Source organism: Aeromonas sp. QDB18, from assembly GCF_027705325.1.
In the GTDB taxonomy this organism is placed as follows: domain Bacteria; phylum Pseudomonadota; class Gammaproteobacteria; order Enterobacterales; family Aeromonadaceae; genus Aeromonas; species Aeromonas caviae.
Genome location: NZ_JAPDBQ010000063.1, coordinates 1 through 22360, shown reverse-complemented (window position 1 = coordinate 22360; position 22360 = coordinate 1). Strand labels below are relative to the sequence as shown.

Annotated in this window: 18 protein-coding genes, 1 rRNA gene and 1 pseudogene; 10 read left to right on the top strand and 10 right to left on the bottom strand. The window is 55.8% G+C overall.

Going from position 1 to position 22360, the window contains the following annotated elements; translation table 11 throughout:
* A 16S ribosomal RNA gene (locus OKC30_RS11325) occupies positions 1-64 on the bottom strand; the annotation flags it as partial.
* A 25-nt stretch (positions 65-89) separates the two neighbouring features.
* Positions 90-254, bottom strand: a complete 165-nt coding sequence (locus OKC30_RS11320; protein WP_164882878.1) for a hypothetical protein — start codon at positions 252-254, stop codon at positions 90-92.
* A 301-nt stretch (positions 255-555) separates the two neighbouring features.
* Between OKC30_RS11320 and OKC30_RS11315 the strand changes: the two genes are divergently transcribed.
* The gene (locus OKC30_RS11315) at positions 556-1752 is read left to right on the top strand and encodes an NnrS family protein (RefSeq protein ID WP_143236983.1); all 1197 of its coding nucleotides are present in this window, start codon (positions 556-558) and stop codon (positions 1750-1752) included.
* Here the strand turns inward: OKC30_RS11315 and OKC30_RS11310 are convergent, their stop codons facing one another.
* Positions 1753-2325 carry a helix-turn-helix domain-containing protein gene (locus OKC30_RS11310; RefSeq protein WP_010674223.1) on the bottom strand — a complete coding sequence of 191 codons (573 nt, stop codon included), beginning with the start codon at positions 2323-2325 and terminating at the stop codon, positions 1753-1755.
* Positions 2326-2438: 113 nt separating this feature from the next.
* Here OKC30_RS11310 and OKC30_RS11305 point away from each other — a divergent pair, with 113 nt between their 5' ends.
* On the top strand, positions 2439-3590 hold the full coding sequence (locus OKC30_RS11305; RefSeq protein ID WP_234888616.1) for a benzoate/H(+) symporter BenE family transporter: 1152 nt from the start codon (positions 2439-2441) through the stop codon (positions 3588-3590).
* A 147-nt stretch (positions 3591-3737) separates the two neighbouring features.
* Positions 3738-4802, top strand: coding sequence for a DUF3103 family protein (locus OKC30_RS11300; protein WP_042879160.1), 1065 nt, complete (start codon positions 3738-3740; stop codon positions 4800-4802).
* Between the two features lie 63 nt (positions 4803-4865).
* Here OKC30_RS11300 and metF read toward each other — a convergent pair whose 3' ends face one another.
* Entirely contained in the window at positions 4866-5762 is an 897-nt protein-coding gene (metF, locus tag OKC30_RS11295; protein ID WP_010674220.1) for a methylenetetrahydrofolate reductase, read from the bottom strand.
* A gap of 327 nt (positions 5763-6089) precedes the next feature.
* On the opposite strand from metF, the gene OKC30_RS11290 reads away from it, so the two are divergent.
* Positions 6090-6881, top strand: a complete 792-nt coding sequence (locus tag OKC30_RS11290) for a GNAT family N-acetyltransferase (RefSeq protein WP_043156071.1) — start codon at positions 6090-6092, stop codon at positions 6879-6881.
* A 60-nt stretch (positions 6882-6941) separates the two neighbouring features.
* Here OKC30_RS11290 and OKC30_RS11285 read toward each other — a convergent pair whose 3' ends face one another.
* The 3 genes and pseudogenes from OKC30_RS11285 to OKC30_RS11275 form a co-directional block, all read right to left on the bottom strand.
* Entirely contained in the window at positions 6942-8405 is a 1464-nt protein-coding gene (locus OKC30_RS11285) for an extracellular solute-binding protein (RefSeq protein ID WP_270664426.1), read from the bottom strand.
* Between the two features lie 8 nt (positions 8406-8413).
* Positions 8414-10392, bottom strand: a pseudogene (locus tag OKC30_RS11280) (methyl-accepting chemotaxis protein).
* 196 nt (positions 10393-10588) lie between these two features.
* Positions 10589-11200 (bottom strand): OmpW family outer membrane protein, encoded by a 612-nt coding sequence (locus tag OKC30_RS11275; protein WP_270809611.1) that lies wholly within the window; start codon positions 11198-11200, stop codon positions 10589-10591.
* Between the two features lie 268 nt (positions 11201-11468).
* On the opposite strand from OKC30_RS11275, the gene OKC30_RS11270 reads away from it, so the two are divergent.
* A complete protein-coding gene (locus OKC30_RS11270; protein ID WP_010674215.1) occupies positions 11469-11594 on the top strand; it encodes a hypothetical protein in 126 nt (41 codons plus the stop codon).
* 115 nt (positions 11595-11709) lie between these two features.
* On the opposite strand, the gene uvrA is transcribed toward OKC30_RS11270, so the two are convergent.
* The gene (uvrA, locus tag OKC30_RS11265) at positions 11710-14538 is read right to left on the bottom strand and encodes an excinuclease ABC subunit UvrA (protein ID WP_160838126.1); all 2829 of its coding nucleotides are present in this window, start codon (positions 14536-14538) and stop codon (positions 11710-11712) included.
* A 92-nt stretch (positions 14539-14630) separates the two neighbouring features.
* A complete protein-coding gene (locus OKC30_RS11260) occupies positions 14631-15269 on the bottom strand; it encodes a LuxR C-terminal-related transcriptional regulator (RefSeq protein WP_160838128.1) in 639 nt (212 codons plus the stop codon).
* A gap of 518 nt (positions 15270-15787) precedes the next feature.
* Here OKC30_RS11260 and OKC30_RS11255 point away from each other — a divergent pair.
* From OKC30_RS11255 to OKC30_RS11235, 5 genes are all read left to right on the top strand, one after another.
* Positions 15788-16357 carry a single-stranded DNA-binding protein gene (locus OKC30_RS11255; RefSeq protein ID WP_010674212.1) on the top strand — a complete coding sequence of 190 codons (570 nt, stop codon included), beginning with the start codon at positions 15788-15790 and terminating at the stop codon, positions 16355-16357.
* 366 nt (positions 16358-16723) lie between these two features.
* On the top strand, positions 16724-17158 hold the full coding sequence (locus OKC30_RS11250) for an EamA family transporter (protein WP_103261603.1): 435 nt from the start codon (positions 16724-16726) through the stop codon (positions 17156-17158).
* Between the two features lie 205 nt (positions 17159-17363).
* Positions 17364-18986: a phosphoethanolamine--lipid A transferase MCR-3.42 gene (locus OKC30_RS11245; RefSeq protein ID WP_257697591.1), complete on the top strand. Its 1623-nt coding sequence runs from the start codon at positions 17364-17366 to the stop codon at positions 18984-18986.
* 66 nt (positions 18987-19052) lie between these two features.
* A complete protein-coding gene (locus tag OKC30_RS11240; RefSeq protein ID WP_101531736.1) occupies positions 19053-20678 on the top strand; it encodes an MCR-3-related phosphoethanolamine--lipid A transferase in 1626 nt (541 codons plus the stop codon).
* Positions 20679-20795: 117 nt separating this feature from the next.
* On the top strand, positions 20796-21176 hold the full coding sequence (locus OKC30_RS11235) for a diacylglycerol kinase (protein WP_039026395.1): 381 nt from the start codon (positions 20796-20798) through the stop codon (positions 21174-21176).
* A gap of 474 nt (positions 21177-21650) precedes the next feature.
* Here the strand turns inward: OKC30_RS11235 and OKC30_RS11230 are convergent, their stop codons facing one another.
* Entirely contained in the window at positions 21651-22106 is a 456-nt protein-coding gene (locus OKC30_RS11230; RefSeq protein ID WP_111874371.1) for an antitoxin Xre/MbcA/ParS toxin-binding domain-containing protein, read from the bottom strand.
* Positions 22107-22360 lie beyond the last annotated feature (254 nt).

Here is a 22360-nt window from a genome sequence, read left to right as displayed (position 1 = left end):
CGACTTGCATGTGTTAGGCCTGCCGCCAGCGTTCAATCTGAGCCATGATCAAACTCTTCAATTTAAGTTTGGTTGCCTGTTAAGGCGGCTCAATGAATTGCTGAATTAACTGCTGCAACTTTCGTTGCTTTGGTCACTTCATCAGACATTGATATCAAAAATTGTTTTTGATGCTCGATGCTGTGAGTGCCCACACAGATTGCTTGATTCAAATTGTTAAAGAGCGTCACGCTTGTCGCGTTGAGGATGCGCATCTTACGCTCCTCACTTCGAAAGTCAAGCGGTTGTTTTCGCTTTTCTTTCGCCGCCCACTTCGCTAGGAAGCTGGCTCATCAGTTCGGCGTGGTCCGCCGTGCTGGTAGGGGCGCATTATAGGGAGCCGCGCCGGGATGACAAGGGCTTTTTCACCGAGAAGAACCGTTCGCTCAGATATGCAGCAAAGCGGTTCTGTTTCGTTCGCGTCACCACCATTTCGGGCTGTCATTGGATTTAAATTGAACATTTGAAAAGCCACTTTATAATTGGCTTTTCAAATGTTCAATTAAGGATTCATTCATGCACCAGATCCTGGATAGCCGCAAAGAGGAGAGAATCGTTCCTCTGTTCCGCCTCGGGTTTCGGCCTTTCTTCCTGTTTGGCGCCTTGTTCTCGGCTTTGGCGATGCTGGGCTGGCTGGGGCAACTCAACGGCTGGTTCGCTCTGCCCGGGATTAGCAACCCTATCTGGTGGCATGCACATGAAATGTTGTTCGGCTTTGGTGCCGCCATAGTGGCGGGTTTTCTGCTTACCGCCGTCCAGAACTGGACCGCTCACCCAGGTGTACGCGGTTGGCCGCTGGCACTGGTCGTGGGATTGTGGGCCATCCCGAGAGGCCTGCTCCCCTGGTTTGGAGAAAGCAATGTCACTCTGATGGTCATGGACCTGGCCTGGTTGCCCCTCTGTACGTGGTTCCTCGCCAGACCCATCATAGTGACGCGCCAGTGGCGCAATCTCTTTTTTGTTCCCCTGCTTCTCGTGTTGACCCTGCTCAATACCGCTTGCTGGCGGTGGCATGCCGAATGGCCATTGGTGGAACATATCCTGCTTGCAACCGTGCTCCTCTTCACGACCCTGATTGCCGTCATGGGAGGACGTGTCATTCCCTTCTTTACCGCCAGAGCCACTGGGACGGAAAAAGCATTACCACTGCCGTGGCTGGAGCGCATTGCCCTCGCGTCTCTGTGGCTCATCCTGCTGCTCTGGTTGGTGCTCCCGACACAGTGGGTCATCGGAATTCAGATGTTCCCTCTATATATAGTGGCGGCAGGGGCTCACCTCTACAGGCAGCTGCGCTGGCGACCCGGAACCACGTTGGCCCAGCCCCTGCTGTGGTCGCTTCACCTGGCCTACCTCTTTATCCCACTGGGGCTGACCGCCCTGGCGGCACGCACGGCTGGCTGGCCGATTGCCTTGTCACTGGCCAGCCATCTGTTCAGCGCGGGCAGCATGGGGGCCATGATCCTCGGGATGATAGCCCGTGTATCCCTCGGACACAGTGGCAGAGCCCTGCAGATAGGACGCAGGATCACGGCGGCATTTGCACTGGTGATCCTGTCCGCGCTGTTGCGGGTCTTGCTCCCTCTCTTTTGGCCAAATCTCACCCTCACGGGATGGAACCTCAGCGGATGGAGCTGGGTTGCCGCCTACGGTCTGTTCATCTGGGTTTATACCCCCATACTGACCAGTCCCAGGGCGGATGGCCGCCCCGGCTAATCATCGCGTGGCCATGGCCGGATAGTGGATCAGATTGTGGAAGATGGCGGGAGCGACCCCAAGATTGCGATAGCCATGGGTACGGTCCGCTGCAAATCGGACGGCCTCACCCTGATCGAGGGAACGCCACGCCCCGTCAACCAGTACCTCCATCACACCGCTGATGACGATGACATGTTCGGTCACTCCGGGTTCATGGGGTTCTGACTCCCGCTGGTAGCCAGGTAGCAGGGTCAGTTCGAACAACTCGAAACCAAAGCGGGCCTCATAGGGGAAAAGCGGGGCAACCTGCATCCCCTCTCCCGCCGGCTGCTGTCGAATATCATCGGCAATACGGTATACCGTCTCTCCCTGTGCCGCTGGTGTCGGCTCAATGAAACTGGAGAAAGAGACCCGAAAACCGGTGGCAATCTTCCACAATGTTGCCACCGTCGGACTGGATTCACCTCGCTCGATCTGTCCCAGCATGGCCTTGCTCACCCCCGTTTCACGGGCGGCCATATCCAGGCTCCATCCTCTTTCAGTGCGCAGCCCTTTCAATCGCTGGGCCAGATAGCGACTCATCTCCTGCATCTATTCTCCGATTTCTTCGAACCATATTGTGCGCCATAACGCACAGCGTTATAGTCCAAACCACATTGTACGCAATAGCGCACAAGCTATCAGCATCCACAAGGAAGTTTCCCATGCCCCTAGCCCTCCCCCACATGGTCGCGGGACTCATCGCCGTATTGGTGGGTTACACGAGTTCTGTCGTCTTGATCATCCAGGCCGCCACGGCCGCCGGTGCCGATGCAGCCCAGGTCTCTTCCTGGCTATGGACACTGGGTATCGGCATGGGGGTCAGCTGCATCGGCCTCTCCCTTTATTACCGGGTGCCTGTCTTGACGGCCTGGTCCACCCCGGGTGCCGCCCTGCTCATCACCAGCCTGGGGAACTTCAGTCTGGCTGAAGCCATCGGCGCCTTCATCATCTCTTCACTGCTGATCACCCTCTGCGGTATCAGCGGCTGGTTCGACAGGCTGATGCGTCACATTCCCGCCCCACTGGCGGCCGCCATGCTGGCCGGAGTCTTGCTCAGGTTCGGGCTGGATCTCTTCAAGGTGGCACCGCAAGATCCTCTGCTGCTTGGCACCTTGCTACTGGCTTTCTTGCTGGGTCGCCACCTCTGGCACCGCTACACCATGGTGCTGGTCCTGGCGGCCGGCATGCTGCTCTGCACCCTGAGGGGCGAGCTGCAACTCAACGAGGTTCACTGGCAACTTTCCACCCCGGTCTGGATCTCGCCAGCCTTTTCCATCGACGCCCTGCTCGGCATCGCACTCCCGCTCTTTCTCGTTACCATGACCTCGCAAAACATGCCGGGCATTGCCATCCTGCGCGCCCACGGCTATCAACCGGCCACTTCTTCCCTGATTGGCTGGACCGGATTCATCGGCGTGCTGCTGGCACCGTTTGGCGGCTATGCCTTCAACCTGGCCGCCATCACTGCCGCCATCTGCATGGGCAAGGAAGTGGATCACGATGTCACTCGACGCTGGCCTGCTGCCGTGTGGGCTGGATGTTTCTACCTGCTCACAGGCTGTTTCGGTGCCACCGTGGTTGCCCTGTTCAGCGCATTCCCTGCGGTGCTGGTCACCTGCGTGGCCGGGCTGGCGCTGCTCGGCACCATAGGCAGCAGCTTGCACAGCGCCTTGCTGCAGGACGAGGAGCGGGAAGCCGCGCTACTGACTTTCCTCGTGACGGCCTCGGGGATCACCCTGCTCGGGGTCGGGTCTGCCTGCTGGGGATTGCTGATCGGAGTGACATTGCATCAAGTCAACCGGCTCCGTGCCTGACCTGACCATCTGGGGAGACTCCAGTGAGACGCAGCACATAATCCTGAGAAGAGCGTTCACATATGAACCTTATTCCTTTCTAGTGACAAAACGGCGCAGATCCTTCCCGACAAGCGCCGTGGTCAGACTCAATACTGGAGAACGAAGATGAGGAATCAGGCTGTCATTTTGTTATTGGCACTGCTGGGCGCCACCACGGCCCAGGCTGCCGACACCGATCGGGAGCTGGCACGCCAGCTCGCGCTGCAGCAGAAGAACCTGCTGCCACTCCTGAACAGTCAGGAATACCAGAGCCCGCTGCCCAACCTGCTGCAAAAGGCCAGCCCCCGCCTGAAGCGTCAGGCTCGGGGTGCCAACCAGGCGGCCATCAGTCGGCAAGGGCTGGATGGCGAGGTCAGGGAGCTGATGCAACTGCGGCTGGCCAATCCGGATCAGGCGGATGCACTGCAACAAGGGGTGGAGCCACTGGTTGCCTACATACCAAGTGGTGACGAAAAGAGCTGGAGCGCCATCGAGGCGTTCGACAGCGCCGGCAACCCGATCTATCTCGATGTGAACCAGCCGCCGGCGCGGCCGGTACTGGTGGTGGAGGCCGATCCGGTCAAAGCCAAGAATGCCGGCCTGAAGGTGATGCGAAAGGCGCTGGCTGCCGCCGACATGCAGGTGACGCCCCGTGCCACCAGCAACACCACGCCCCTCAAGACCAGCATTCTCAAGAAGATCAGGCTCAACGATGATCAGGAGCCCTGGCTGCTGGGCGCCGCCGAGGTCTATGCCGTCGTGGCCGGGGTCAATCCTGGCAGGGACGAGCCTGTGGTGGATATCGTCGACATGCCCTATCTCGACTACGACAACACCGACTACACCCCCAACCAGATCCTGGTCTATTGGGATCGCTACCGCTGGGGAGCCGTCGACGTGGTCATGATGGAGCAGGATGACAACGTCAATTACAAGGAGCTGAGCGCCCTCCTGATTGACGCACTCAAACTCGGCTTCACTGCGGGCGGCGTACCCGAGGCCCTGCCCTTCCTCGACCTCGGCGGTCGTATCGTCAAGGCACTCCCGGACTCCTGGATGACCAACAACGACGACTACCTCGACACCTTCTATACCCTGGAGCAGGACCAGAGCTATCACCAGTATCCCGGTGCCGCCGGCAATGCAGTCATCGATCTCGAGCCCAGGGAGATCCAGCCAACCCGGCCCTGACTGTCGCCCAAAACAAAAAGCCAATGAGAAGACTCATTGGCTTTTCTGTATCAGAGCCGCGGATCAGGCCTGACCTTTCGGCCTCACACCCAGTGTGTGACAGATGGCGTAGGTCAGCTCTGAGCGGTTCAGGGTATAGAAGTGGAAATCCTTCACCCCTTCCTGACTCAGCACACGCACCTGGTCGATGGCAATGCTGGCTCCCACCATGTTGCGCGTCATCTGATCGTTTTCCAGCCCTTCGAAACGCTGGTGCATCCAGCGCGGGATTTTCACATTGGTGAAACCAGCAAACTTGGCCAGGGTCTGGTAGTTGGAGACCGGCAGTATCCCCGGCACGATCTCCGCATCGATACCGATGGCGGCGCAGCGATCCCGAAAACGCAGATAGGTCTCCACATCGAAGAAGAACTGGGTAATGGCCCGGTTGGCACCGGCATCTATCTTGCGCTTGAGGTTCAGCAAGTCGGATTGCGCACTGCGAGCCTCGGGGTGACCTTCCGGATAGGCGGCGACCGAGATATCGAAATCGGCTTCGGATTTCAGCAGGGCGACCAGGTCGGTGGCATACATGTCAGGCTTGTCGAGACCGGGAGGCAAGTCTCCGCGCAGGGCCACGATATGGCGAATACCGCTGTTCCAGTAGTCACGGGCAATGGTGCGTAGCTCGTCACGGCTGGCGTCGATACAGGTCAGGTGCGGGGCGGCGATGAGGCCGGTACGCTCCTTGATGTCCTTGATCACCTTGTGAGTGCGGTCCCGGGTGCCCGAGTTGGCGCCATAGGTCACAGAGACGAATTTGGGCTCCAGCACCTGCAGGCGCTCGATGGACTGCCAGAGGGTGTTCTCCATCCCTTCGCTGTTGGGCGGGAAAAACTCGAAACTGACCGATATGTCGCCACCCAGATCCGCCAAACTCTGGTTGAGTGCCTCAACCTGACGCGCGCTGTGAAATCCCATCTGCTCTCTCCCTGTCCTGCAACCCATTCCTTCACGCCAAAACGGATGTTTGGACGTCTAAACGTCTTTCTATCTTTATGAGAAAACGGATCAAAGTCAATACCGATTTGTCAGCGACAAGGGGGATTGCCGATTTTTTTATTTTGCAATTCAACCTAAGTAATGAGCGACCCCATCCCAAAATGCTGTCAGGCACGCTATGATGCGGGCGGATCGTCCTGGACGTTCTGAATCTGCGTGTGATTGTTTGGCCGGGTTTCCCGGCCTTTTTTTAACTTCTTTCCCCGCCTGCCGATAAGCAATTCAAGCGTTTGCAGGAGCCCCATCATGGAAGATCACCCCGGTTTTGCCACCGATCTGCTGTTCGATCGCTATCAGGGCGAGGTGACGGATCATGATGCGTTCTGGACCGTGCGCACCCCGGGCTCTCCAGACTACTACTTCGGCAACTACCTGTTGCTGCCCACCCCCCCAAGCGATCGTGACAAGGGCTGGCTCGAGGCCAGTTTCGACAGGCTGATTGGCTGGGATCCCCGTATCCGCCACCGTACCTTCCAGTGGCCCCTCGCCGCAGGCCAGAACAGCCGGGTCGCCGGGTTCGTGGCGGCTGGATACCAATACATGGAGTGCGTGGTACTGGCGCTGGGTGCAATGGAGTGGCAAGCTCCCACCGGCAGCGACCTGGCCCCGGCTCGCCCGTTCACCGCGGCGGACTGGGATCAGTGGCTCGCCTTCGAGCTGGCAGAGCGGGATCCCGCCCATTCGGAGGAGCGCTATCTTCCCTATCTCTTGTCACGCCGCCAGCTCTATCAGGCCATGATCGATGACGGGCTCGGACAGTGGTGGGGGTTATGGCACCAGGATCAACTGGTTGCCAGCTGCGGACTCTTCTTCACCGGCACCCTGGGACGCTTTCAACTGGTGCGCACGCACGCAGAGTGGCGAAACCGGGGGCTCTGTCGTCTGTTGCTGAGCCAGGTCGCACGCCAGGGACTGGCACGGGCCAGTTCGCTCATCATAGTGGCAGACGAGCACTATCACGCCCAGCGGGTCTATCGCACTCTGGGTTTCGTGCCGGTGGCCCGTATTGGCAGCCTGTGCCGCTTGCCACGGGAATGACAGGTCATCACGCAGATGCAAAACGGGAGGCCAAGGCCTCCCGTTTTGCATGGTGAACCATCAGGGCTGTGCCCCCTCCAGTTCGCTGGCGAGCGCCTCCTCCACTTCGGCAGGAGGCGCTGGAGCGACGGCTCCGGACACCGGTACTGACGGAGGCTGGGTTGCGCTCGCTCCGGAGGGCGCTTGTCCATCCGGCACCACAGGCGCAGCAGGCTCGGTCCCGATGGCACCCGACACAGGGACGGCAGGCACGCTCGCCTCACACTGACACTCCTGTCCCTTGCCCTGGTTGCCCTGATGGGGGGCATACCACCCTTTCAACCCCTGTTCCAGGCGATCGGCCGCCACCTTGGGTGCCACGGTTCCCAGCAATACCTGCTGGCTCACCTCGGCCAGTTCATCCCCGAGCTTGGGAGTGCCGCGGGAGAGGATCTGGGTGGCAACCCGGATGGTGGAATCGCACTGATCCCGCCACTCCATCATCTCTCTGGCCGCCGGATTGGTGGCTTCAAAGAAGTGGTTGGAGAGCGAGAAGAAGCCGGGCAGCGAGTTGGTATAGAGCTCGGCAAACTGGGGAGTGGTCAGCCACTGCAGGAAGGTCATGGCGGCCTCCTTGTTCTTGCTGGCCGGATTCATCCCCATACCGATATCGGTGTGATCGGTGAAGAAACAGCCATCCCCCTGCTTTGCCACGGGCGGGCGCATGACACCGAAGTCCACCTTGCCGGTGAAGGGGGCAATCTCCCAGGATCCCGCCGCATAGAAGGCAGCCTTGCCCGAGGTGAACAGCTCGTTGGTGGTGGCGTAGTCGCGGCTCTCACCCCCCTCCCCCAGGTAGTCACGCCAGCGGGCCAGCTCCTCGAACACCTTGACGTATTGCGGGTTGTTGAAGCGCTCCTGGCCCCCGATCAGCGCCAATCGACCATCCTCCCCCTTCCAGTAGTTGGGGCCTATGTTCTGGAAACCGAGCTCGGAGGCAACCCAGCTCTCCGAGCCGCTCACGGCGAGGGGAACATAGCGACCATCCGCCTTCACCTTGTCCAGGGCCGCGAAGAATGCCTCGCGGGTCTGGGGAACCGTCAGCCCCAGCTCACTGAAAATCTTCTTGTTGTAGAAGAAGCCGTGAATCACCGATGCCATGGGTACGCAGAAAGTCTGGGCGCCACTGTCGGTCTGCCAGGGGGATTGGGCAAAGCTCGGGAAGTTCTCCATCCCCGCCATCTCGCTCAGCTCCACCAGATGGCCCGCCTTGAACAGGGCCAGGGAGTCGTCAAACGGGCGGCAGGTGATGAGATCCACCGCCTTGCCCGCCTTGAGGCTGGCCCAGAGGGTCGGCATGTACTCGACGTTCTGCACCCCGTTGAATTTCACTTCAATACCCGGGTGGGCGGCCTCGAATGCAGGAATGATCTTCTGTTCCCACAAGGCCTTGTCATCAATGCGCCAGCTCTCTATCACCAGCTCGCTGGCCATCAGCTGGCCACACAACAGGAGACTCAGGGCCCCGATCCACTTGTTAGCCATAAGTCCTCCTACACCTTGAAATGGGCGATCAATTGCTGCTGCTTGGCGACCAGATCCGCCAGCACCTCACTGCTGCTGGCCGATTCCCGCGCCTCCCGCTCGGTCTCGTAAGCCACATCCGCAATGCCGGCGACATGACGGGCAACCCCCTGACTCACGGAGATCTGTTCCTGGGCGGCATGAGCCACCTGATCCGCCATCGCCTTGATGGCGCTCATTCGCTCGGCAATGGATTGCAGCGCCTCGTCCATCACCCGGGTCTGGGCCACGCAATCCTGGGTCTGCTCCTGGCTGCGTGCCATCACGGCCACCACGTGCTTGCTGGAACTTTGCAGGTTCTCGATCATGGCCTGGATCTCCTCGGTCGAGGTCTGGGTCCGGTTCGCCAGTGCCCGCACCTCGTCCGCCACCACCGCGAAGCCGCGACCTGCGTCCCCCGCCCGGGCCGCCTCGATGGCCGCGTTCAGCGCCAGCAGGTTGGTCTGCTCGGCGATGCTGCGGATCACGTCGAGGATGCTGCCGATGTTGTCGCTGAATTCCCCCAGCTTGTGGGTAATGCCGACCGCCTCTTCCATGGCACCCGCCAGTTGTTCGGTTATCTGGCGCGTAGTCGCCACCTGTTTGCGTCCGGCGCGGGCCTCTTCGTCCGCCAGGTCCACCTCACGCTTGGTGCCGTCAGTGGATCGCGCCACCTCGGTCGCACTCACCTCCAGCTCGGTGATGGCGGCAGCCACCTGATCGGTCTGGCTCTTCTGATCCTGCACCCGTGACATGGCCCGCTCGCTTATCTCGGCGGCGCGGCTCGCCTCGTCCACCAGATGGCGCGAGCCGGCATTGATCTGGGCGAGCAGCTCGCCAGTCTTGTCTGCCAGGGTGTTGATGGAGCGGGTCAGGCTGCCAAACTCGCAGCGGCTCTGGTAGTCGATGCGCCGGGTCATGTCACCCGTGGCCATGCGATCCAGCTCCCGATCGATGAGTTGCAGCGGACGCTGGATGCTGCGGGCTGTGGTGTAACCGATGAGGAGCGCGGCGGCTGCGGAGATGGCCGACACGATCAGGATCCAGGCGCTGGCGCTGCTGACGGCGTCATCCGCCCCGACCCGGCTCGCGCTGGCAATGCTGCCCGCCGATTTGGCCATCTCGTCCAGCAGCGCCAGGCTGTTGACCAGACTGGTGTCGAGCTGCTGGTTCAGGGACTGCAGCGAGGCCGCCAATTGCTGGCCATTGCGCATGGTCGCCAGCAGCCCTTTCGGGCCGAGGGCCAGCTCCTGCATCCGATCGAGGTTGACGATGAAACGCTGCCTCACGTCATCGGGCACCTGCACCCGTTCGAGCCGTTTGCGTGCCATCTCGATATCCTTGCCGAGCACCTTCTCCAATTCATTGAGATCGGTCTTGGCATCGGCCCGGCGGATGTTTTTCAGATCCCGGGCAATGCCGGAGGTGATGAGTTCGGCCTTGTTGCGCATGGAGCGTTTGCTCGCGGTCTGCTGCAACAACAGGTCGGCGGCCCACTGGTAGGTATCTTCCAGCCGGATGAACGCCAGCTCCAGTTCATGGCGCCGATCGAGTGCGGCCACCCACTGACCGTGCTGGGTCAGCACCTGATCCGCCAGACCGTAGAACTCGCGGGGCGCCCCGTCGACCTGGCGAAACCGCTCGCTTGCCTCCGCCACCCCGTCAAACCGGGCCATCCCTTGCTCTGGGCCAGGAAACGCTCCTGCTGCGCCTTGAACTGGCTGGCCAGTTGCGGCAACTGGGCCGCCTCCTCGCTGGTTCTGTAGGTGAGCACCCAGCGGTTGCTGTCCTGCAGTGCGCCCTTGAGCCCGGCGACCGCGATCACCAGGGGGGTGGCACGATCAGAAACCTGGGAGAGCCCCTCGTTGATCCCCCGGATCTTCAGGATACTGATGAAGCCGAGCAGAACCAGCAACAACAGCATCAGCACGAAGCCGGCGATGATCCGCTGCACAATAGATAAACCCATGGAGGCATCCTCACTCGTTGGGGAAAGGGGTGAATGCCGAGGTTATCGGCAGCGGGATGCAATGGAATAGCGGTTCGTGACGCGATGGCGGGCCAGATCACAGTTGGCGTGACATGGCAGGCAGAAAAGGGCCCGAACAGAGCCGGGCCAAAGAGACATGCTTGTTGTCATGCCCGTGCACCGGCCACGTTTGTCATCAGAAGCGGTAGCCGACGCCGAACATGAAGGCCACCGGATCGATGGAGGTGTTGATGGTGCCCACGGCGGTATGCACATCGGTATCGATGTCGATGAGCCAGGCGGAGGCGTTGACGAACCAGCGGTCATTGATCGCCATGTCCAGGCCCACCTGACCCGCCATCCCCCAGGAGGAGTCCACGCTCACATCCGTCCCGGCCAGGGCACCGCGCCCTTCCTCGTCGAAGAAGGTGGTGTAGTTGATACCGGCCCCCACATAGGGGCGCACCTTGCTGTTGGCATCACCGAAGTAGTACCGCGCCATCAGGGTCGGCGGCAGATGTTTGACCTTGGCGACCTCACCCAGGCCGGCAGTCGACACCGAGTGGGAGAAGGGGGTCGCGGCCAGCAGCTCGACACCCCAGTTGTCCGTCAACATGTAGGAGAGGGTCAGGCCAAGCTGCATGTTGCTGTCGATCTCCAGCTCGCCCGTCCCCAGCACGTTGTCACTGCTGGTCTGGGGAGAGACGAACGCCAGGCCACCACGGACCAGGATGTCACCGGCCTGATGTGCCATGGCGACGGGGGAAGCAAAAGCGGCTGCGATTAACAGAGGAAGGATCTTTTTCATCACAATTTATTCCTTTTTTGTTTTCTTTCTATGTTGCAAGCCCGAAAACTATAAAAGGATGTGAATGGCCGGTTATTGATTTAGGGAAAGTGCGAACAAGTATCCCACGAACAAAAAATGAAAATTTTAGTCATTTAATATCAATGGGTTACCAGTAAATGCTCTCGTGCCATATGACTTATTCGCACCTTCCCTTTCAATTGTTGTTTAATTATGCCCCGGGGCGTATTTTATTAATGCGATGTAACCACGCTGTAATTTGAATTTTATGAAACCACAGACACGCAAAGACAAAATTCTCGGCATTCTTGCCGCCATCTGGGGGATAGGTTCCTTCCTCTTCATTCTGCTGGGTTTCCTGTTCGCCCTCGCCTTCCTGATGCTGACACACTGAGTCTGCCGGACGAGTCCCTCTTTTCTCCCTCTCATCCCTGGCCGGGCGCCAGATCGGCGCACCTCGCCACCGGCCAACAAAAAAGGGGCCCTGGCCCCTTTTTCTCGAGTGACGCTTATTTCTCCAGTAGAGGAGCGAGGAAGCGCGCCGTGTGGGACTCCTTGCAACGGCTCATCTCCTCAGGCGTACCCGTCACCAGAATACGGCCACCACCAGCGCCCCCTTCCGGGCCCAGATCAACGATCCAGTCCGCGGTTTTGATGACGTCCAGGTTGTGCTCGATGATGACGATGGTGTTGCCCCGATCCCGCAGTTGGTGCAGTACCTTGAGCAACTGCTGGATATCGTGGAAGTGCAACCCGGTAGTCGGCTCATCCAGAATATAGAGGGTCTGGCCAGTGTCCCGCTTGGAGAGCTCCCGCGCCAGCTTGACCCGCTGCGCCTCGCCGCCAGAGAGCGTGGTGGCGGACTGACCGAGCCGGATGTAGGAGAGGCCCACGTCCATCAGGGTCTGCAGCTTGCGCGCCACCGCCGGTACCGGATCGAAGAAGGCACGGGCATCTTCCACCGTCATCTCGAGGATTTCGTGGATGTTCTTGCCCTTGTACTTCACCTCCAGGGTCTCGCGGTTGTAGCGCTTGCCCTTGCAGACGTCGCACGGCACGTAGACGTCCGGCAGGAAGTGCATCTCCACCTTGATGACCCCGTCCCCCTGGCACGCCTCGCAGCGTCCCCCCTTCACGTTGAAGGAGAAGCGGCCCGGCTGATAGCCACGGGAACGCGCCTCCTGGGTGCCGGAGAGCAACTCGCGGATCGGGGTGAACAGGCCGGTGTAGGTGGCCGGGTTGGAGCGCGGGGTGCGGCCGATGGGGCTCTGGTCGATATCCACCACCTTGTCCAGATGCTCCAGCCCCTCGACGCTGCGATAGGGCGCAGGCGTGGACTCGGTGGCCTTGTTCAGCTCGCGGTGGGCGATGCGGAACAGAGTGTCGTTGATCAGGGTCGACTTGCCGGAACCGGAGACGCCGGTGACACAGCTCATCACGCCGATGGGCAGATCCAGGTTGACGTTGCGCAGGTTGTTGCCGCTCGCCCCTTTCAATTTCAGCCACTTGCCAGTGAGCGGGGTGCGCTCGGCCGGGATGGCGATCTGCTTGCGCCCGGAGAGGTAGTCACCGGTCAGGGACTCGGGGTTCGCGATGATCTCCTCCGGCGTCCCCTGGGCGACGATGGCACCGCCGTGCACGCCAGCCCCCGGGCCGATGTCGAGCACATGGTCGGCGAGGCGAATGGCATCCTCATCGTGCTCCACCACGATCACGGTGTTGCCGAGATCACGCAGGTGAGTCAGGGTCTTGAGCAGCCGCTCGTTGTCCCGCTGGTGCAGGCCGATGGAAGGCTCGTCCAGCACGTACATGACCCCCACCAGGCCAGCCCCGATCTGGCTGGCCAGCCGGATCCGCTGCGCCTCGCCACCGGAGAGGGTCTCGGCGCTGCGCGACAGGCTCAGATAGTTGAGGCCGACGTTCACCAGGAAGCCGAGCCGCTCGACGATCTCCTTGAGGATCTTGTCCGCTATCTGGGCACGCTGACCGGACAGGTTCAACCCTTCGAAGAAGGCCAGGGCATCGCCGATGGACTGCTCGGCGATGGCGGGCAGGTTGCGATTGTCCACGAAGACGTGGCGGGCTTCTTCCCGCAGTCGGCTGCCACCGCAACTGGTACAGGACTTGTTGGCAATGTATTTGGCCAGCTCTTCCCGCACCGCGTTGGATTCGGTCTCCCGGTAGCGGCGCTCCATGTTGTGCAGGATCCCCTCGAACGGGTGCTTGCGCACCACCACGTCGCCGCGGTCATTCATGTAGCGGAACTCGATCTCGGTGCGCCCGGAACCACGCAGGATCACCTCCTGGGTCTTGAGCGGCAGATCCTCCCAGGGGGTCTCCAGGTCGAACTTGTAGTGATCGGCCAGGGATTTGAGCATCTGGAAGTAGTAGAAGCTGCGTTTGTCCCAACCACGGATGGCGCCGCCGGCCAGGCTCTGGCCCGGATCATGGATGAGCTTGGCGGGATCGAAATACTGCTGCACCCCGAGACCGTCACAGGTGGGGCAGGCCCCCGCCGGGTTGTTGAAGGAGAAGATCCGGGGCTCCAGCTCCGACATGGAGTAACCGCACTCGGGGCAGGCGAAGTTGGCGGAGAAGGTCATGGGGGCAACCCCATCCTCCCCGTCCATCGGCACCACCAGCACGATGCCGCCGGAGAGAGTCAGCGCCGTTTCGAACGATTCGGCCAGGCGCAGGGCCAGGTCATCGCGCACCTTGAAGCGATCCACCACCACCTCGATGGTGTGCTTCTTGTGCAGCTCCAGGGCGGGAGGATCCGACAGATCGCACACCTCGCCGTCGATGCGGGCGCGGATGTAACCCTGGGCCGCCAGGTTCTCCAGCAGCTTGGTGTGCTCCCCCTTGCGGTTGCGCACCACGGGGGCCAGCAGCATCAGCTTGGCGCCTTCGGGCTGGGCCAGCACCTGATCCACCATCTGGCTGATGGTCTGGGCCGCGAGCGGAATGGCGTGGGTCGGGCAGCGTGGCTCCCCGACCCGGGCGAACAGCAGCCGCAGGTAGTCGTAAATCTCGGTGATGGTGCCGACGGTCGAGCGCGGGTTGTGGGAGGTGGACTTCTGCTCGATGGAGATGGCAGGCGACAGCCCCTCGATGTGGTCCACGTCCGGCTTCTCCATCAGGGAGAGGAACTGGCGGGCATAGGCGGAGAGCGACTCCACATAGCGGCGCTGCCCCTCGGCATAGAGGGTATCGAACGCCAGGGAGGATTTGCCCGAACCGGACAGGCCGGTGACCACGATCAGCTTGTCACGTGGCAGGATCAGGTTGATGTTCTTGAGGTTGTGGGTGCGGGCACCCCGGATCACGATTTTTTCCATCTTGTTGCGCGCTCGATACGGGAACCAGAGCGGGCCAGTATGGCATAGAGACTACTGGATGAATAGACAGTCTTTCCTTCCGTGCCCCTTCCTCAGAGATACTCCTTGGCCCAGCTCACCGCCTGCAACCGGTTCTTGACGTTCAGCTTCTTGAAGACGTTGTAGAGATGGGATTTGACGGTGTGTTCGCTCACGAACAGGCTGTCGGCGATCTCGGTGTTGGAGGCCCCCGTCATCAGGTGACGCACGATCTCCTGCTCGCGGGCGGTCAGCAGCGTCTGCTGACGCTGAGGTTGCCCGCTCCCCTTGCGGTAGTAGTCCACCAGGTCGCACAGCAGGTGGCGCGGGATCCAGTCCTCCCCCTGCAACACCTTGCGGATGCCGAAGACCAACCTGTCCAGCGTGTCCTGACGAAAGAAGAGCCCGCTGGTATGGGGCCACATCAGCAGCAGCTCTTTGTTGGTGCTGGTCGGGGCATTGAGCAACACGGCACTGGCCTCGCCAAAGCGCTGGCAGATGGCATTGCTCCACAGCTCCTGCTGGGTCGACTTGAGGTAGTCCAGATCGATCAGCAGCAAGGTTTTGGGGGCGCCCTCTGCAACGTCTGGCAGGTCATTCAGCTCCCCCACCAGCAAGATGGGCAGACCAAGCTCTTCACTGAGGTGACGCTGGAAACGGGAGGCTTGTGCGTTATTTTCGGTGATCAGCACCAGGAGGGAGTCGGGCGTCATCAAGAGAACTTCCTTGCACATTCGAGTCGGGGCTTTTTGGCAAGGAAGAGTACCAATCCCCCTCCTGGCTGCAGCATTAAAAAAGTATTAGACGCATCGGTGGCTCCTTTGAAGCCCAGCAATTTTCCAGCCAATACAATTGGCTAGCACGCCCCCCCCATTTGGGGGGTCAAGTAGTGCCGGTGCGCACCATAACAGCTCCGCCCTCTTCACGCAGCCTGCCCCAGCCTCCTCCCCTTGCTGGTGACACCTTACCTCGGGTAAGTTACTCAGGCTGTGGCGATCCATTGACGCCACAGTGGCAGGGAAGATGTGCGCTCATGCCCGTCAACTGGTACTATGGCGGCCAAACGCTGCGGCCGATCCATGACGCCTCTGCCGGCAAGCTCCGGCGCAGCCAGGACACTGATAGAGAGATGACACCCGTCCAGGGCGCGCATCTCGTTGCAAACAAACGCATTATTGAATGGGCCCAGGCATCTGGCCTGGCCGGTATACATAAGGGTGGAAGAGAGATTATGGCCAGTCGAGGCATCAACAAAGTCATTCTGATCGGTAACCTGGGGCAAGACCCGGAAGTGCGCTACATGCCGAGCGGCGGTGCCGTGACTAACATCACCCTGGCCACCTCCGATACCTGGCGCGACAAGCAGACCGGTGAGCAGAAAGAGCGCACTGAATGGCACCGTGTCGTCTTCATGGGCAAGCTGGCCGAAGTGGCCGGCGAGTACCTGAAGAAGGGCTCCCAGGTCTATGTGGAAGGCAAGCTCCAGACCCGTAAATGGCAGGATCAGAGCGGCCAGGAGCGCTACACCACCGAGGTGCTGGTCGACAGCTTCACCGGTGTGATGCAGATGCTGGGTGGCCGTCCGCAGGGCGGTGGCCAGGGCATGGGCGGCCAGTCATCCCAGGGCAACTGGGGCCAGCCGCAACAGGCTGCACCGCAACAGAACATGCAACGTCCTGCTGCCCCGCAGCAGAACATGCAACCGCAAGGCGGTTACGGCCGTCCGGCCCAGCAGCCACAATCTGCCCCGCCGGTCTACAACGAACCGCCGATGGATTTCGATGACGATATTCCGTTCTAACGGACGGAAAATTATAAAGTGTCATAATAAACGGCACAAAAAAGAACAACCCAGTGATTTCACTGGGTTTTTTTTATTTTTACACTTACAGGTGGGTGATTTGTGAACTACACTAGACCTAGGTAGGTTAAAAGTGTAAAAAGGAAGGTGCGAATAAGTCATATGGCACGAGAGCATTTACTGGTAACCCATTGATATTAAATGACTAAAATTTTCATTTTTTGTTCTTGGGATACTTGTTCGCACTTTCCTTAGACGAATCGCCGTCTATGAAAGAGTGTCAGGGATTTATTAAGAAACACTTAAGCTGGATGGCGCCATGTGAAAAAATTTAACATTGATGCGTAGCGAATTGTGGAGTGTCAAATGGACTCACAAACTGGGTGGTTCTACTGGGCTTTCTTGTCTGCAATTTTTGCTGCTCTGACTGCAATTTTTGCGAAGGTAGGGGTGGAGGGGGTTGATTCTGACCTTGCAACTTTGATCCGCACAGGAGTGATCATCGTTGTTTTATCAGCATTTATTGCTTACACAGGGAAGTGGGCCAACCCTTTTGGTCTAACACCAAAAACTTGGATTTTCCTTACTCTGTCAGGTTTAGCAACAGGCGCTTCTTGGGTCTGCTACTTTCGAGCACTAAAGATTGGTGAGGCTTTTAAGGTTACCCCAGTAGACAAGCTCAGCCTTGTCCTGGTTGCAATTTTTGCTTTCACTTTCCTTGGTGAACGGCCATCGGTCAGAGAATGGTTGGGCATTGGCATGATCGCTGGCGGTGTCTTGCTATTGGCTTTCAAGCGATAGAAAGCTGAACGAAGCGCATCTTAAGACTTCCTTAATTTTAGCTGTGTATCATTTCGGATAAGACATTTGTGATTAAGATCACATTTTTATCAGTAAATGACAAAATGCCAATTAAGCTCACGTACATCTTTGTTACCATTCATTTTCAACATAAAGACAAGATGTCTCGTTAGAAAGTGATTGTTGGGCTATTAATGGAGTAAGTATGCCTTCCCTTATAAAAATAAAAATTGTTCCGCTTATATTTTTTTGGGCACTGTATTTTGCATTTATGCTGAACTGGCGTGGAGTTCTCCATTTTTACGAAATCCTTTACAAATTAGAAGATTTTAAGTTTGGTTTCGCCATTTCATTACCAATATTGCTTGTTGCAGCGCTTAACTTTGTATTTGTTCCATTTTCGATACGGTATTTAGTAAAGCCTTTTTTTGCACTTCTGATCGCACTTAGTGCAATCGTTAGTTACACAATGATGAAGTATAGAGTCTTGTTTGATCAAAACATGATTCAGAATATTTTTGAAACCAATCAAAATGAGGCCTTAGCATATTTAAGCTTACCAATTATAGGATGGGTTACTATTGCTGGCTTTATCCCTGCCATTTTACTTTTCTTTGTTGAAATTGAATATGAGAAAAAATGGTTCAAAGGGATTATAACTCGTGCCCTATCGATGTTTACATCACTTATAGTGATTGCGGTTATTGCAGCACTATACTATCAAGATTATGTGTCAGTGGGGCGAAACAATTCAAACCTCCAGCGTGAAATTGTTCCAGCCAATTTCGTTAATAGTACCATTAAATACGTTTACAATCGTTATCTTGCTGAACCAATCCCATTTACAACTTTAGGTGATGATGCAAAACGGGATACTAATCAAAGTAAGCCCACGTTGATGTTTCTGGTTGTTGGTGAAACCGCTCGTGGTAAAAATTTCTCGATGAATGGCTATGAGAAAGACACCAATCCATTTACCAGTAAATCTGGTGGCGTGATCTCCTTTAATGATGTTCGTTCGTGTGGGACTGCAACCGCTGTATCTGTCCCCTGCATGTTCTCCAATATGGGGAGAAAGGAGTTTGATGACAATCTCGCTCGTAATAGCGAGGGCTTGTTAGATGTGTTGCAGAAAACGGGGGTTTCCATTTTTTGGAAGGAGAACGATGGCGGTTGCAAAGGCGTCTGCGACCGAGTTTCTAACATCGAGATCAAACCGAAGGATTACCCAAAGTTCTGCGATAAAAACACATGCTATGACGAGGTTGTCCTTCAAGACCTCGATAGTGAAATTGCTCAAATGAAAGGGGATAAGCTGGTTGGCTTCCACCTGATAGGTAGCCATGGCCCAACCTACTACAAACGCTACCCTGATGCTCATCGTCAGTTCACTCCTGACTGTCCACGCAGTGATATTGAAAACTGCACAGATGAAGAGCTCACCAACACCTATGACAACACCATCCGCTACACCGATTTCGTGATTGCAGAGATGATTGCCAAGTTGAAAACCTACGAAGATAAGTACAACACCGCGTTGCTCTACGTCTCCGATCATGGTGAATCACTGGGAGCATTAGGGCTTTACCTGCACGGTACACCGTACAAGTTTGCACCGGATGATCAGACCCGTGTTCCTATGCAGGTGTGGATGTCACCTGGTTTCATCAAAGAAAAAGGCATGAATATGGAATGTTTGCAGAAAAATGCCGCAGCCAATCGCTATTCTCATGACAACATATTTTCTTCTGTCCTGGGAATATGGGATGTGAAGACGGCTATCTACGAACAAGAATTAGATATCTTTAAGCAATGTCGGAATAATTGAGTTGCGAATCGTTGATATTTTAATGAAGTGGTTTTTATAGAAATAGACGTTTAACAGGTAATTGTTATGTTTTCAGCTGTCAGAATAAAAGTTGTTCCATTTGTACTGCTATTGGCTTTGGTCTTCGCATTTTTGCTGAACTGGCCCGTTCTGCTCCATTTCTATGACATATTGTCTAACATCGAGCACTTCAAAATAGGGTTTGTAGTTTCAATCCCATTCCTACTTGTTGCTGCATTAAACTTCGTCTTCATGCCATTCTCGATCCGCTTTCTGATGAAGCCGTTCTTTGCATTCCTGTTTGTTACAGGTTCTATCGCCAGTTACACCATGATGAAATATCGTGTGTTGTTTGATGGTGATATGATCCAGAATATATTTGAAACAAACCAAAGCGAAGCTTTTGCATACGTTAACGCTCCAATAATAATCTGGGTTATTTTGACCGGTTTGTTACCCGCAGCATTGATATTTTTTGTGAAAATTGAGTATGCATCTACCTGGTACAAAGGTATCGCCCAGCGATTGTTATCTATGTTTTTCTCTTTGGTAATAGTTGGGATAATTGCTGCCTTGTACTACCAAGATTACGCATCAATTGGTCGTAACAATCAGACTCTAAATCGTGAAATCGTTCCAGCTAACTTCATGTATAGCACCAGTAAGTACCTGTATAGACGCTATATGGCAGAGCCCATTCCTTTTGTTACTTTAGGTGATGATGCCACACGGGTTACGAAAAAGGACAAACCAACATTGATGTTCCTGGTTGTTGGTGAGACTGCTCGTGGTAAGAACTTTTCAATGAATGGCTATGAGAAAGATACCAACCCATTCACAAGTAAGTCTGGTGGTGTGATCTCCTTTAACGATGTCCGCTCCTGCGGGACAGCAACCGCTGTATCCGTCCCCTGCATGTTCTCCAATATGGGGAGAAAGGAGTTTGATGATAATCGCGCTCGCAATAGCGAGGGCCTGCTAGATGTGTTGCAAAAAACGGGGATCTCCATTTTTTGGAAGGAGAACGATGGAGGCTGCAAAGGCGTCTGCGACCGAGTACCTAACATCGAAATCGAACCAAAGGATCACCCTAAGTTCTGCGATAAAAACACATGCTATGACGAGGTTGTCCTTCAAGACCTCGATAGTGAAATTGCTCAAATGAAAGGGGATAAGCTGGTTGGCTTCCACCTGATAGGTAGCCATGGCCCAACCTACTACAAGCGCTACCCTGATGCTCATCGTCAGTTCACCCCTGACTGTCCACGCAGTGATATTGAAAACTGCACAGATGAAGAGCTCACCAACACCTATGACAACACCATCCGCTACACCGATTTCGTGATTGGAGAGATGATTGCCAAGTTGAAAACCTACGAAGATAAGTACAACACCGCGTTGCTCTACGTCTCCGATCATGGTGAATCACTGGGAGCATTAGGGCTTTACCTACACGGTACACCGTACAAGTTTGCACCGGATGATCAGACCCGTGTTCCTATGCAGGTGTGGATGTCACCTGGATTTACCAAAGAGAAAGGCGTTGATATGGCGTGTTTGCAGCAGAAAGCCGCTGATACTCGTTACTCACACGATAATATTTTCTCATCTGTATTGGGTATCTGGGACGTCAAAACATCAGTTTACGAAAAGGGTCTAGATATTTTCAGTCAATGTCGTAATGTTCAATAAATTACATTATTGGGGGCTCAGGCCCCCAATAATCTGTTAAATAATAGGTTTATTACTATTGTCTGTGTATTTCATGGTTGAAATTTTTAACGGGCATATCAGAAAGAGGAAGCTAAATTGGCAAAGCCTGGTGCAACTGGAATTACCCGAATCATTCATGCCACCAATTATAGTATGAAGGGGCTTTCTTCAGCTTGGAGACATGAAGCGGCTTTTCGTCAGGAACTGCTACTCATTGTGCTGTTGATGCCTCTGGCGTTTTTTGTCGGAGATGGTTTAAATCAAATACTACTCCTAATGGTTATAAGTTGGCTGGTTGTGATTGTAGAGATCCTGAACTCAGCTATTGAAGCAGTAGTAGACAGAATAGGGTCAGAGCATCATGAGCTTTCTGGTCGAGCTAAAGACATGGGCTCTGCGGCTGTCTTCATTGCTCTGATGTTGAATGCCATAGTGTGGGGTGCATTGACAGGGCGTAATTTATTAACCTGGTGGTAGTGTTATCATCAATAATATTTTTAATTATTCATGGCAGCCACCATAAATAGTGGCTGTTTAATGAAAAACAATAGATGCTAATTATAAGGTGGAACTTTTGTCTGTTTAGCCCGCACCATAGGTGCGAAAATAACCATATTTTATTATGGCTGTTTTTCTGTCTTGATTCTACTCATACGAGAATTGACACTTAGTTAAGTAATGACAACATGAGGTTTGAACCTGCGTATTAAACGCTTGACATGTTTGCAATGCTAATGCGAGTGTCGCTTCTAATAAAATAGTATGTGGGGAAGTAGTAAAACTGGTTTATCTTCGCTGCGAAGCAGCGGAATGTTTAAAAAAGTCTTTTGTTCTCATAATTAGTAAATGGACAGTTTTCAGTATTTTTCAAGTGGCTAAAATGAAAAAATTTGAAAAAAACTATCGTGATGTTTTTTTGAACTGAAAGATGAGGCCGCAGGCTGCCTAAATTTATAGGCACACCCCATGCCGAATCCGTCCCACTAGATCGACAACAGCCTGAACCCCCATTGGTGTAGCCAACAATTTAGCTGGGGCTACGCCACCGAGGCCCCAGGCGGTGCGGTTTAACCACGACAGTGTCTTGACGGTATCGTTCCTGTGAAAGACGAGTGCCGCATCGAGGGCCTGCGCCACTCCGTATACCCTGGCACCCTGCGATATTGATAAGGGGGCAGCAATCCGGAGCTTGCGGGCCAGTGTACTCTGGCCAATATCAGCCCACTGGCAAACCGTCCCCACATCCGTCTTCATCAATTCCGCAAGACGATAGACTATGTCCGGTGCTACGCCAGCCACGATCCATTGATGTGCTCCTAGTGGGTCACAAGGAATACCAAGGGCTTCCAGGAGATAGTTCGCAGTAGCTGCTGCGTCACTACTAGGATGATAGGTTGCATAGGGCATCATGTAGCATTCCTCATTGTACAAACACGACCTCTCATGAGCTATCCTATCCCAAACTGTCGTTTTGAGTGGAAAATTAACAACCAAATGCCCCTACATTGAGGGGGCTGATGACCGAGTTGGTCTGTACTGAACCAGGTTTAGGCATTGAGTTGGGGACTGCTTTTCAGGTTCTATCCGTCATTCCGCACCTGATTTTGCTATTTTCAGTGCTTGACGGCGATCGGCCGTTCTGATCTATTACTCTCTTTTGC